Source organism: Bradyrhizobium sp. USDA 3364, assembly GCF_054056355.1.
Map to the genome: position 1 here is coordinate 7,099,067 of NZ_JBSRYG010000002.1, position 11,782 is coordinate 7,110,848.

13 protein-coding genes are annotated in these 11,782 nt (G+C 65.3%); 5 read left to right on the plus strand and 8 right to left on the minus strand.

The window, feature by feature from the left end; all coding sequences use genetic code 11:
• Positions 1-15: 15 nt before the first annotated feature.
• Positions 16-258, minus strand: coding sequence for a pentapeptide MXKDX repeat protein (locus ACVILL_RS33280; RefSeq protein WP_456732916.1), 243 nt, complete (start codon positions 256-258; stop codon positions 16-18).
• A gap of 331 nt (positions 259-589) precedes the next feature.
• Here ACVILL_RS33280 and ACVILL_RS33285 point away from each other — a divergent pair, with 331 nt between their 5' ends.
• From ACVILL_RS33285 to ACVILL_RS33295, 3 genes are read left to right on the plus strand one after another with little or no spacing between them, the layout of a single operon-like run.
• Positions 590-1,612 (plus strand): TRAP transporter substrate-binding protein, encoded by a 1,023-nt coding sequence (locus tag ACVILL_RS33285; protein WP_456732917.1) that lies wholly within the window; start codon positions 590-592, stop codon positions 1,610-1,612.
• The gene (locus ACVILL_RS33290) at positions 1,609-2,163 is read left to right on the plus strand and encodes a TRAP transporter small permease (RefSeq protein WP_456732918.1); all 555 of its coding nucleotides are present in this window, start codon (positions 1,609-1,611) and stop codon (positions 2,161-2,163) included. Before ACVILL_RS33285 ends, ACVILL_RS33290 begins: the two co-directional genes overlap by 4 nt.
• Positions 2,160-3,518 carry a TRAP transporter large permease gene (locus ACVILL_RS33295; protein ID WP_076859350.1) on the plus strand — a complete coding sequence of 453 codons (1,359 nt, stop codon included), beginning with the start codon at positions 2,160-2,162 and terminating at the stop codon, positions 3,516-3,518. The genes ACVILL_RS33290 and ACVILL_RS33295 overlap by 4 nt, the downstream gene beginning before the upstream one ends.
• A gap of 26 nt (positions 3,519-3,544) precedes the next feature.
• Here the strand turns inward: ACVILL_RS33295 and ACVILL_RS33300 are convergent, their stop codons facing one another.
• Positions 3,545-3,682 (minus strand): hypothetical protein, encoded by a 138-nt coding sequence (locus tag ACVILL_RS33300; RefSeq protein WP_456732919.1) that lies wholly within the window; start codon positions 3,680-3,682, stop codon positions 3,545-3,547.
• Between the two features lie 113 nt (positions 3,683-3,795).
• Between ACVILL_RS33300 and ACVILL_RS33305 the strand changes: the two genes are divergently transcribed.
• The gene (locus tag ACVILL_RS33305) at positions 3,796-3,969 is read left to right on the plus strand and encodes a hypothetical protein (RefSeq protein ID WP_456732920.1); all 174 of its coding nucleotides are present in this window, start codon (positions 3,796-3,798) and stop codon (positions 3,967-3,969) included.
• 51 nt (positions 3,970-4,020) lie between these two features.
• On the opposite strand, the gene ACVILL_RS33310 is transcribed toward ACVILL_RS33305, so the two are convergent.
• A complete protein-coding gene (locus ACVILL_RS33310) occupies positions 4,021-4,869 on the minus strand; it encodes an SMP-30/gluconolactonase/LRE family protein (protein ID WP_456732921.1) in 849 nt (282 codons plus the stop codon).
• A 303-nt stretch (positions 4,870-5,172) separates the two neighbouring features.
• On the opposite strand from ACVILL_RS33310, the gene ACVILL_RS33315 reads away from it, so the two are divergent.
• On the plus strand, positions 5,173-7,416 hold the full coding sequence (locus ACVILL_RS33315) for a lytic transglycosylase domain-containing protein (RefSeq protein ID WP_456732922.1): 2,244 nt from the start codon (positions 5,173-5,175) through the stop codon (positions 7,414-7,416).
• 40 nt (positions 7,417-7,456) lie between these two features.
• Here the strand turns inward: ACVILL_RS33315 and ACVILL_RS33320 are convergent, their stop codons facing one another.
• From ACVILL_RS33320 to ACVILL_RS33340, 5 genes are all read right to left on the minus strand, one after another.
• Entirely contained in the window at positions 7,457-8,425 is a 969-nt protein-coding gene (locus ACVILL_RS33320) for a tripartite tricarboxylate transporter substrate binding protein BugD (protein ID WP_456732923.1), read from the minus strand.
• 79 nt (positions 8,426-8,504) lie between these two features.
• Entirely contained in the window at positions 8,505-9,746 is a 1,242-nt protein-coding gene (locus tag ACVILL_RS33325) for a threonine synthase (protein WP_456732924.1), read from the minus strand.
• Positions 9,747-9,923: 177 nt separating this feature from the next.
• A complete protein-coding gene (lpdA, locus tag ACVILL_RS33330) occupies positions 9,924-11,345 on the minus strand; it encodes a dihydrolipoyl dehydrogenase (protein WP_456732925.1) in 1,422 nt (473 codons plus the stop codon).
• A 17-nt stretch (positions 11,346-11,362) separates the two neighbouring features.
• Positions 11,363-11,605, minus strand: a complete 243-nt coding sequence (locus tag ACVILL_RS33335; protein WP_456732926.1) for a hypothetical protein — start codon at positions 11,603-11,605, stop codon at positions 11,363-11,365.
• Positions 11,606-11,782: a hypothetical protein gene (locus tag ACVILL_RS33340; RefSeq protein WP_456732927.1), complete on the minus strand. Its 177-nt coding sequence runs from the start codon at positions 11,780-11,782 to the stop codon at positions 11,606-11,608.

Genomic DNA, 11,782 nt, shown 5'->3' on the forward strand with positions numbered 1-11,782 from the left:
GAGCGATGACGGCAGTCAGTTCTTCTTCATGCCGTCGTCTTTCTTCATCATCGCGCCGCCGTCCTTCTTCATGGCGTCATCCTTCTTCATGCCGTCGTCCTTCTTCATGGCATCCTTGGACATCGCATCCTTGGACATCGAGTCCTTCTTCATCGCGTCGTCCTTGCCCATCTTGTCCTGAGCAAAGGCGGCGGGCGCCAGCGCCAGGCTGAACGAGAGCAGCGCGGCGGAAAGGCCGAGGCGGGTCTTGGTGGTCATGATGATGATCCCTTGTGTGGTCGAGTTGTGAGCGCGACGACTTGCCGCTCTCTACTCGACGCAGTTGCGCCGCCCGTTGTTACCTCCAATAACAAATTCTTGAGGCGTGCCACCGCCCCGACGGCTGCTCGCGCGAGGGTTGCGCACTGTGCCGGTGCAGTGTGCGCCGCAGCAACGGCAGGACTTCAACACCAGGACTTGCAGCCGCGTAGCGGCTCGCACTATCAGGGCGCCTCGAACTATCAGACTAGAGAATATTCACGCGAAGTCCGGCTAAGCTAAGGCTCAGCGCCGGCCTAACAGCCACCCAAGAAGCTCTCAGGGGAGAACAATGCTCACACGCCGCCACGTCCTCGCTTCCGCCCTCGCCGCACCCGCCGTCCTGCGGATGGGCATCGGGACCGCGCATGCCGCGACCACGCTGAAGATCTCGCACCAGTTCCCCGGCGGCACCGTCGACAAAGGCGACTTCCGCGACCGGCTATGCCGGATGTTCGCGGCCGAGGTCGCCAAGCGCTCGGGCGGCGACCTCACTGCCGAGGTCTATCCGAACTCGTCGCTGATCAAGACCAACGCGCAGTTCTCGGCGATGCGCAAGGGCGCGCTCGACCTTAGCCTCTACCCGATGCCCTATGCCGGCGGCGAGTTGCCGGAGACCAATATCGGCCTGATGCCGGGCCTAGTCACGACCTACGACCAGGGCCTGCGCTGGAAGAAGGAGCCGGTCGGCAAGGCCTTGAGCGACTTCCTCGCCGACAAAGGCATCCTGCTGATCTCCTGGGTCTGGCAGGCCGGCGGTGTCGCCAGCCGCTCCAAGGCGATCGTGGCGCCCGAAGATGCCAAGGGCCTTAAGGTACGCGGCGGGTCGCGCGAGATGGACATGGTGCTGCAGACCGCCGGTGCCGCCGTGCTGTCGGTGCCGTCCAACGAGATCTACGCCGCGATGCAGACCGGCGCCTGCGATGCCGGCATTACCTCCTCCACCAGCCTGATCTCGTTCCGCCTCGAGGAGGTCGCGAAGTCGCTGACCTCCGGCGCCGGCGCCTCCTACTGGTTCATGCTGGAGCCGCTGATGATGTCGAAGGCGATCTTCGACAAGCTGCCGAAGAACCAGCAGGACATCATCCTCGCGGTCGGCACCGAGCTCGAGGCCTTCGGCCGCAAGGGCGCGCAGGACGACGATGCCGAGGTCGCCAAGGTCTATGAGAAGGCCGGCGCCAAGGTCAGCGCGCTCGACGCCGCCACCGTCGGCAAGTGGCGCGACATCGCGCGCGACACCGCCTGGAAGGACTATGGTGCCAAGACGGCGACCGCAGCCAATCTGCTGAAGCTCGCAAGCGACGTCGCCGCATGATGCATGGTCCGGTCGCGGATCAAGCCGAAAGCGCAAGCATCGCCACGGGCAATTCGCCTGTGGCCTTGCTTGGGCGCGCGCTGTCCGTCTGCAACAACATCATCGTGGTGTTCGCCGCGGTCGCGCTGATCGCGGCCTGCGTGATCCTGAGCTACAGCGTGCTCGGCCGCGCCCTGTTCCACAGCCCGAACTACTGGCAGGACGAGGCCGCCGTGTTCCTCTTGGTCGGCGCGACCTTCATGACCTCGGCCTATGTGCAGAGCCAGCGTGGCCATGTCAGCATCGAAGCGTTCGTCGGCCTGCTCTCGCCGCGCGCCAACAGCATCAGGCTGTGGCTGGTCGACCTCGCGAGCTTCGCGTTCTGCACCTTCTTCGCCTGGAAGTCGTGGACCCTGGCGCACGAGGCCTATGTCGACGGCCAGGTGTCGAACTCGATGTGGTCGCCGCCGCTCGCCATCCCCTACGGGCTGATGGCGCTCGGCATGACGCTGCTCTGCGTCCAGCTGCTTTTGCAGATCATCATTCCGCTGACCGGTGGCGCGCGCCGATGACCGTGTTTGGTATTGGCATCTCCTACGGGCTTGCCACCCTGTTTGCGATGTTCTCCGGCATGCCGATCGCGTTCGCGCTTGGCGCCGTCGCCGTCGTGTTCATGGCGATCTACATGCCGGCGGCCTCGCTCGATACCGTGACGCAAAACGTCTACGAGGAGATGGCCTCGATCACGCTGCTGTCGATCCCGCTGTTCATCCTCAAGGGTGCAGCAATCGGCAAATCGCGCGCCGGCCAGGATCTCTATTCGGCGCTGCATGCCTGGCTGCACCGCGTGCCCGGCGGCCTCGGCGTCGCCAACGTATTCGCCTGCGCACTGTTCGCGGCGATGGCCGGCTCCTCGCCCGCAACCTGCTCGGCGATCGGCTCGGCCGGGATTCCGGAGATGCGCAAGCGCGGCTATTCCGGCGGCTTTGCCGCGGGGATCATCGCCGCCGGCGGCACGCTCGGCATCCTGCTGCCGCCCTCGATCACGATGATCCTGTTCGCGGTCGCAGCCGAGAAATCGCTCGGGCGGCTGTTCCTCGCCGGCATCGGCCCGGGCCTGCTGCTGGTGTCGTTGTTCGGATTCTACGCGGTGTTCCGCTTCCGCAAGGAATACGCCATGGCCAAGGCCGCCTATGACGCGACCGGCAAGGATGCGGCGATCCTGCAGCGCGACGAGTTCACCATGGCCGAACGTTTCAGCGCGCTGCCGCGGGTGATCCCGTTCGTGCTGCTGCTCACCGGCGTGATGATCGCGCTCTATGGCGGCTATGCCACGCCGTCGGAGACCGCGGGTCTCGGCGGCCTGCTGGCGCTCGGGCTGATCGCCGTGATCTACAGCGTGTGGAAACCCAGCGACCTGTCGCCGATCCTGAAGTCGACCATCCGCGAATCCACCATGCTGATGCTGATCATCGGCATGTCGCTGCTGTATTCCTACGTGATGAGCTATTTGCACATCTCGCAGTCGGCAGCCGAAGCGATCGTCGCGATGCATTTGCCGCGCTGGGAGCTGTTGTTTGCGATCCTCGTGATGGTGATCGTGCTCGGCTTCTTCCTGCCGCCAGTCTCGATCATCCTGATGACCGCGCCGATCATCCTGCCGCCGCTTAGGGCGGCCGAGTTCGACATCATCTGGTTTGGCGTCGTCATGACCATCGTGATGGAGATGGGCCTGATCCACCCGCCGGTCGGACTGAACATCTTCGTCATCCGCAATGTCGCGCCCGACATCCCGCTGAGCGAGGTGATCTGGGGCACGCTGCCGTTCGTGCTGCTGATGATGTTCGCAGTACTGATGCTCTGCTTCTTCCCGGAGATCTCGACCGCGCTGCCAAATCTGGTGATGGGGCCGGACGGCGGGCGCTAGCGCATCTCGAGCGAGGCGGCGGGGCGTCAGGCCGCCTCCTGCTCCCTCGCCGCCAGCGCCTTCTCGATCCGGCGGATCATCAATTCCGTCGGACGGCCCTCGCGCTGCAGCCGGCGCAGCTCATTCCACAGCCTGATGATTTCGCGGTCTCGCTCGGCGTCCATGGCGGCATTCTCCCAGGACGCGCCAATATGAACGAAACAAGAACAACATTCAAGACCCCAAGCTGCCGTAGCATGCGCTGGAACCAGACTGGCGCGGCCGGATTTGCTCTTTCATGAAAATGGCCAAGGCAATTCGCAAGCAGGCGCAGACCGCGGAGCGAGTGGCGACAACGACGGCCGACGCCGTGGTCGCCAACCAGATGCGCTCCCTCGCCCGCGCCTTCAGGAGCCAGGCCGAGATCCTGAAGAAGAAAGAGAAGCGGAGGAAGAAAGAACCTGCCAAGTAGCCTTCAAGTAGCCTTGGCTCTCTCACGTCGCATTGGCTCCCTGGGCGCGGCTCAGGGATAGCCGTCACCCGGCGTATCGACCTCGACCGCATCGATCCGCGACACCGATTTGCCCTTCCGCAGGTCTTCGTAGGACGTCTCTGCGCTCAGGCAGAACAGCGTCCTGCGCTCCGGGCCACCAAGCGCACAGGCGAGCGCGCGGCGGCCGTGCAAGGTGATGCGCTCGCGCTCCACACCAGTGCGATCGATCCGCACAAAAGCATCTTCGGTGAACGACGCGACCCAGGCCGCCCCGTCGCGATCGAGGCAGATGCCATCGGGATCATTGACGTGGCCGAACCGCCCCCGCAGGCTCAGGCCGCCGTCCGGTGCGATGTCGTAGCCGGCAAGACCAGCGCCATCCATCTCGGCGACGACGAGCCGGCGATGGTCTGAGGAGACGGCAATGCCGTTGGGAAAGCGCAGGCCCTCCGCGACGACGCGGGCGCCGCCGTCGGGCATCACGAGGATAATGCGGCCGACTGCGCCGCGGCCCTCCGGCGGCGGCAGATTGAAGCCGAGATCGCCGACATAGGCGCGCCCCTGTCCGTCGACGATCATGTCGTCGATCGTGCCGATCGCGACGCTGGAGAGGTCGGCATAGAGCGATAGCGCCCCATCGGAAAACCGCAGCAGCCGCTTCCTGAACATCGTCAGCACGACGATATGGCCGTCAGGCAGCACGCCGAGCCCATACGGCGTGTCGTCCGTCACAACAGCATGCTCCAGCAATTCGCCCGATGCGCTGATGCTGAGCAGCGTCCGCGCCATGCAGTCGACGAACCAGAGCCGCCCGCGATGCCAGCGCGGGCCCTCGAAATAGCGGCCGCCGTTGAGGATGGTTCTGAGGCGGCCTGTCATGACGCCCCGTCTGGCAAAAACTGATCCGTCAGCGACATTGTCAGGCCCCGCGGTGCACCTTCAACGACACTACATCGCAGAAGGAACCGAGCAAGGTGCCGAGCCTGCTTGTCTTTTTCCGCCCGTAAAAACCCCGGTTCCCGCGGGTTCCGCACGTCACATTCTATATTTCGCCGTGTTTTCCCTGTTGAGTTGCAGGCAGCATTAACACTCGAGAATCGAGGGTAGTGGTAATCTGCGGTGGTTGTGCCGCCGTATGACGCGTTCTGTTGTGCCTCATGGTTTCTCAGGGGGGACCAGGGAATGAACCGTTGCCTACGTCCGCTGGCGTGCTTCGCCACCGCCGCAGCGCTCGCGCTGCTTCCCGTCCAGGTGACCGCCAAGTCGCATCACCAGCACCAGGCCAAGAGCGGCCACGGGGATAAGAAGGCGCATGGTGCCAAGTCCAGTGCCAAGTCCGGCACCAAATCCGCGCGCGACAACGCCTCCGGCAAGCGCAGGCATGCCAAGGGCGCGGACAAACGGAAATCCGCGAAATCCAAATCCGTTCCATCCAAATCCACTGAAACCACGAAGGCCGCCGAGCCGGAGAAGCCCGCCGGGCCGCAATTGTCCGGCGATCTCGCCACGATCAGGGACGCGATCCTTGCCGCACGCAGAGGCAGGACCAACGACGCGACCGACATCCAGGCGAAGATCACCGACCCGGTCGGGCGGAAACTCGTCGAATGGTACCTGCTGCGCCACTCGGAATCGAATGCGCCGTTCAGCCGCTATGCGGCGTTCATCACAGCCAACCCGGACTGGCCCAGCGTCACGCTGTTGCGCAAACGGGCCGAGGCGCGGATATGGCAGGAGCGCAGCGATGCGGCCACGGTGCATGGCTTCACGCTCGACCAGCCGATCAGCGCCAAGGGCAAGTTCGCGCTCGCCCGCACGCTGCTGGTCGAAGGCGACCGCGACGGCGCCAGGCGGCTGGTGCGCGAGGCCTGGCGCTCGGACGAACTGCTGGACCGTACCGAGAGCGACGCTTACGACGCATTCAAGGACCTGCTGACGCGCGACGACCACCGCGCACGCATGGACAAGCGGATCGGCGCCAAGGATCTCGCCGGCGCAAGGCGCGCGGCGCAGCACCTCGGCAGCGACGATCTGGCCATCGTGAAGGCCTGCGCCGCGGTCCGCGGACAATCCAGCAAGGCGGAGGACGCGCTCAACGACGTGCCTTCCGATGCCCGCGGCGATCTCGGCTACACGCTGTGCCGGATCCAGTGGCTGCTCGCGAAGAACAGGATCGACGATGCGGCGCGTGTGACGATTGCGGCCGCGCCCGAGACGATGGCGCAGCAGGACACCGACCAATGGTGGCGCGAGCGCCGCATCCTCTCGCGCAAGCTGCTCGATCAGGGTGAGTACCAGGCCGCCTATGACGTGATCCGGCCCGCGGCGGCGCCGGACAATCCCTATTACCGCTCCGACATGCACTTCATGCGCGGCTGGATCGCGCTGCGCTATCTCAACGACACCAAGACCGCCGCGGCGCATTTCTCCCACATCGACGAGGGCCAGACCAATCCGACCGTGCTGGCGCGCGCCGCCTATTGGCGCGGCCGCGCCGCCGAGGCGCTCGGCAATTCTGCCGAGATGCGGGCCGACTACCAGGCCGCTGCACGCTACCCGACCGCCTATTACGGCCAGCTCGCGCTGGCCAAGCTCGGCCGTGACGGCGTTGAGCTGCGCGGGCCTTCGCCGGCTGCGAACGGCGGCAGTACGGCCACTGACGAGCGGGTCCGCGCCGCAGACATGCTCTATGCGATCGGCGAGCCCGACATCGTGCTCTATTTCGTCGCCGATCTCGCCGAGGAGAGCGTCGATGTCGGCATGCTCGAGGCGCTCGGCGAGCTCACCGGCCGCCGCAACGATGCCCGCGCCATGCTGCAGATCGGCAAGATCGCGCTCGCTCGTGGCTTTGCCCTCGACCACTACGCCTTCCCGGTCATCGGCATTCCCAAGCACACCCCGATCGCACCCGACATCGGGCGCAGCATGACCTATTCGATTGCGCGCACCGAAAGCGCCTTCGACCAGCGCGACAAGTCGCCGGCCAACGCCGTCGGCCTGATGCAGGTGACGCCCGAAGCCGGCCGCGACACCGCCAAGCGCTTCGGCGTCAGCTATGACTGGAGCCGGATGGTGTCCGATCCCGTCTACAACACCCAGATGGGCGCAGCCGAGCTCAGCGCGCTGCTGTCGGAATACCGCAACTGCCACATCATGACGTTTGCCGGCTACAACGCCGGCCGCGGCCGCGTTCGCGACTGGGTCAAGGCTTACGGCGATCCGCGTGACCCCAAGGTCGATCCGGTCGACTGGGTCGAGCGGATCCCGATCTCGGAGACCCGCAACTACGTGCAGCGCGTGATGGAGAATTTCGCGGTCTATCAGGCCCGCTTCGAGGACGCTGGCACCGCGATGGCAAAGGACGGCGGGCGCGTCGTGACGCAGGAAAGCAACGCGGCGCCGGGTGAGACCACACCGCCGCAGTAATGCAGTGTCGTCCCGGCGTTCGCCGGGACGACACTGAGACTTAATCCACCTTCACATTGGCGGCCTTGATCATCGGCCACCATTTTGCGATTTCGAACTTCTGCCAGGTGCCGAGGGCTTCGGGCGTCAACTGGTCCTTCGGCGGCATCTGCAAGCCTAAATTCTCGAGCTGCTTCTGCACGGCCGGATCGGCCATCGCCTGGACCGCCGCGGCGTTGAGCTTGGCCACGATCTCCTTCGGGGTGCCCTTCGGCACCCAGAGGCCGGACCACAGCGTCATGTGGAAGCCCGGCAGGCCGGCCTCGTCGACCGTCGGGACCTCGGGCGCGTTCGCGACCCGCTTGGAATCGGTGACGGCATAGGCGCGGATATTGCCGGCGCGGACCTGGTTGATCGAATTCGAGGTCTGGTCGACGATGATGTCGATCTGGCCGGCAACCAGGTCGTTCAGCGCCGGCCCGGTGCCGCGATACGGCACGTATTGCAGCTTGATGCCGGAGACGTTCTCGAAATACAGCCCGGCGATGTGGCTGCCGCTGCCGGCGCCGGCGGTGCCCGCGGTCGGCGGCTGAGGCCGCGACTTCAGCCACTCCAGGAGTTCCTTCAACGATTTCGCCGGCACGGCGTTCTTGCTGACGATGATCATCGGATTGCTCGGCAGCAGCACCACCGGCTCGAGGTCGGCGACGAGGTCGTAGCCGAGCTTGTAGATCGCGCCGTTCGCGACATGGGTGCCGAGATGGCCGAACGAGATGGTGTAGCCGTCGGGCGCCGCGCGCACCGCGCGGCCGACGCCGATCGAACCGCCCGCCCCGGTCACGTTCTCGATCAGCAGCACTTCGCCGAGCGACTGCTTCATCCGCTCGCCGAGGATGCGCGCCATTGCATCCGAGGGGCCGCCGGCGGCGAACGGGACCACGATGGTGATGGGGTGCGCGGGATAGGTTTCCGCTGACACGGTCCCCGTGAACGCCAATATCGCCAGCACGGCCAGCATCAGCTTCCGCATCACGCTCTCCCTCGATCTTCTTGTTTCTGATTATTTTTGAAGGGCCATCTCTCGACAAGATGGCCCTTCGGATGAGGCATCAGAACTGCGTGAAATCGATCGGCTTGTGCCGGTCGAGCGCACGGGTCACCGGCGGCAGCGGATATTTCAGGCCGCTGGCGCAATTGAACAGCATCACGCGGTCGGTCTTGCTGACGCGGCCGTCGGCGAGGCTCTCCTTGTAGGCGGCGTAGGTCGCGGCCCCCTCGGGACACAGCAACAGCCCCTCCTCGCGCGCGACCTCGTTGAGGGCAGCGCTGATCTTGTCGTCATCGACCGCGATCGCAAACCCGTTGCTCTCGCGCACCGCGCGCAGGATGAGGAAGTCGCCGATCGCCTGCGGCACGCGGATGCCCGAGGCGATGGTGTGGGCGTCCTCCCAGCGCGCCGCATGCTCGGTGCCGGCCTCATACGCCCGCACCATCGGCGCGCAGCCTGCGGCCTGCACGGCGACCATGCGCGGGCGCTTGGAGCCGATGAAGCCGATCTTCTCGAGCTCGTCGAACGCCTTCCACATGCCGATCAGGCCGGTGCCGCCGCCGGTCGGATAGAAGATCACGTCGGGCACGTCCCAGCCGAGCTGCTCGGCGAGCTCGAGGCCCATCGTCTTCTTGCCCTCGATCCGGTACGGCTCCTTGAGGGTCGAGGTATCGAACCAGCCGACCTTGGCCTTGCCCTCGCCGACGATCTTGCCGCAATCATCGATATAGCCGTTGACGCGATAGACGGTGGCGCCCTGCAGCTCGATCTCGCTGACATTCACCTCCGGCGTATCGGCCGGGCAGAAGATCGTGGTCTTGATGCCGCACGAGGTCGCATACGCCGCGAGCGCAGCACCAGCATTGCCGTTGGTCGGCATCGCCATGTGCTTGATGCCGAGCGCCTTGCCCATCGACACCGCCATCACGAGGCCGCGCGCCTTGAACGAGCCGGTCGGCAGCCGCCCCTCGTCCTTGACGATGATCTCGCCGCCGCCGAGCCTGGCGCCGAGCCGCGGCAGCCGGATCAGCGGCGTCGTGACCTCGCCGAGGCTGACGATATCCTTGCATTTGCGCACCGGCAGCAGCTCGCGATAGCGCCACAGGTCGGCCGGGCGCTGGGCCAGCGCGTCCTTCGTCAGCGCCTTCTTCACCCCGGCGAGGTCGTAGCGCACCAGCAGCGGCTTGCCGGCCTTGGAGAGGTTGTACACTTGGTCGGCCGGATAATGATCGCCCTCCATCGCGCATTCGAGGTGGGTGACGAAGGTCGGGCGTTCGATGGTCAGGTTGTCGTTGTCTTTCACGAGGCGTTCTCTTTCTTGCTCTTCATTTTCACCAAGTATCAGACCCGTCACCCTGAGGAGGCCGCGAAGCGGCCGTCTCGAAGGGCGACAGGCCCCGCTGCTCGATCCGGGCCGTGCATCCTTCGAGACGCGCTCCGCGCTCCTCAGGATGAGGGACCGTGACCGCCGTCCGTGGTCTCAAATATTCAGCACCCGCCCGTAGGCGTCGAGCACCGCTTCCTTCATCATTTCGGATAGCGTCGGATGCGGGAACACGGTGTGCATCAGTTCCTCTTCCGTGGTCTCCAGATTCATCGCCACGACATAGCCCTGGATCAGCTCGGTGACCTCGGCGCCGATCATGTGCGCGCCGAGCAGCTGCCCGGTCTTCTTGTCGAACACAACCTTGACGAGGCCCTGATCCTCGCCGAGCGCGATCGCCTTGCCGTTGCCGACGAACGGGAAGCGGCCGACGCGGATCTCGCGGCCGCCTTCCTTGGCCTTGGCCTCGGTGAGGCCGACGGAGGCGACCTGCGGGTTGCAGTAGGTGCAGCCGGGGATCATCAGCTTGTCCATCGGATGCGGATGCAGGCCCTTGATCGCCTCGATGCAGATCACGCCCTCATGCTCGGCCTTGTGCGCGAGCATCGGCGGTCCCGCGACGTCGCCGATCGCGTAGATGCCGGGGACGTTGGTCTTGCCGAGGCCGTCGATCACGATGCAGCCGCGGTCGGTTTTGACGCCGAGCTTTTCCAGCCCGAGCCCCTCGATGTTGCCGACCACACCGACCGCCGAAATCACCCGCTCGAATTCCTTGGTCTGCGGCTGGCCCTTGCCGTCATCGATGGTCGCAACCACGCTGTCGGCCTTCTTCTCCAGCTTCGTCACCTTGGTCGAGGACATGATCTTGATGCCCATCTTCTCGAAGCGCTTTCGCGCGAGACCGGCGATCTCCGCGTCTTCCACAGGGAGGATCTGCGGCAGCACCTCGACCACGGTGACGTCGGCGCCCATGGTGTGGAAGAACGACGCGAACTCGATACCGATCGCGCCGGAGCCGACCACCAGCAGCGACTTCGGCATCCGCTCCGGCACCATCGCCTCGAAATAGGTCCAGATCAGCTTCTTGTCGGGCTCGAGCCCGGGCAACAGGCGCGGCCGCGCGCCGGTCGCAATGATGATGTGCTTGGCCTGGTAGGTGCCCTCGCCGCTCGCGCCCTTCGGCGCCTCGACCGCCGACTTCTTCACCGTGATCTTGCCGGGCGCATCGATCGTGGCCTCGCCCCAGATCACCGTGACCTTGTTCTTCTTCATCAGGAAGCCGACGCCGTCATTGAGGCGCTTCGAGACGCCGCGCGAGCGCTGCACCACGGCCTTCGGATCGAACGAGACATTGTCCGCCGACAGCCCGTAGTCCTTGGCGTGCTGCATGTAGTGATAGATCTCGGCCGAGCGCAGCAGCGCCTTGGTCGGGATGCAGCCCCAGTTCAGGCAGATGCCGCCGAGATAGGACTTCTCGACGATCGCGGTCTTGAAGCCGAGCTGCGCGGCGCGGATCGCGGTCACGTAGCCGCCGGGGCCGGAGCCGATGATGATGACGTCAAAAGATGTGTCGGCCATGGCGGCTCCCATTCAACTCAATCTGTGACGCCGCGGTCGCGGCGTCTTGCGATCAACGACCTGACCAGCCATTCGAGCCCGATCACCACGGCCATGGTGGCCAGGGCCGTCAGCACGATCGGCTGGGCAATGTTCCGCGCCAGCTGTTCGCCGGCGAAGAACGCGGAGTGCAGAAGATCCAACCCGACCGGGTTGAGCACCAGCACGGCCGACAGCAAGAGCGAGATCCATGGCCAGCGCGTGCGGGCCGTGCCGGCCATTCATCGGTACTCCTGCCATACCGCGCCGAGGAATACGGTCCACGCCAGCGCCAACACACCGGCGCCGATCATCATGATCCGGAACTGGACCGTCGATATCAGGTCGCGGTTGACCGCGACGAGCAGCGCAACGGCGATGGCGGCGAGCAGAACGTACGGACCTGACATCGCGTACAT

Coding starts and splice junctions, on each gene's coding strand:
- ACVILL_RS33310 (WP_456732921.1), bottom strand. CDS start 4,869: ATGACAGGCCGCCTCAGAACCATCCTCAACGGCGGCCGCTATTTCGAG.
- lpdA (WP_456732925.1), bottom strand. CDS start 11,345: ATGGCCGACACATCTTTTGACGTCATCATCATCGGCTCCGGCCCCGGC.
- ACVILL_RS33320 (WP_456732923.1), bottom strand. CDS start 8,425: ATGCGGAAGCTGATGCTGGCCGTGCTGGCGATATTGGCGTTCACGGGG.
- ACVILL_RS33300 (WP_456732919.1), bottom strand. CDS start 3,682: ATGGACGCCGAGCGAGACCGCGAAATCATCAGGCTGTGGAATGAGCTG.
- ACVILL_RS33280 (WP_456732916.1), bottom strand. CDS start 258: ATGACCACCAAGACCCGCCTCGGCCTTTCCGCCGCGCTGCTCTCGTTC.
- ACVILL_RS33285 (WP_456732917.1), top strand. CDS start 590: ATGCTCACACGCCGCCACGTCCTCGCTTCCGCCCTCGCCGCACCCGCC.
- ACVILL_RS33305 (WP_456732920.1), top strand. CDS start 3,796: ATGAAAATGGCCAAGGCAATTCGCAAGCAGGCGCAGACCGCGGAGCGA.
- ACVILL_RS33290 (WP_456732918.1), top strand. CDS start 1,609: ATGATGCATGGTCCGGTCGCGGATCAAGCCGAAAGCGCAAGCATCGCC.
- ACVILL_RS33315 (WP_456732922.1), top strand. CDS start 5,173: ATGAACCGTTGCCTACGTCCGCTGGCGTGCTTCGCCACCGCCGCAGCG.
- ACVILL_RS33335 (WP_456732926.1), bottom strand. CDS start 11,605: ATGGCCGGCACGGCCCGCACGCGCTGGCCATGGATCTCGCTCTTGCTG.
- ACVILL_RS33340 (WP_456732927.1), bottom strand. CDS start 11,782: ATGTACGCGATGTCAGGTCCGTACGTTCTGCTCGCCGCCATCGCCGTT.
- ACVILL_RS33295 (WP_076859350.1), top strand. CDS start 2,160: ATGACCGTGTTTGGTATTGGCATCTCCTACGGGCTTGCCACCCTGTTT.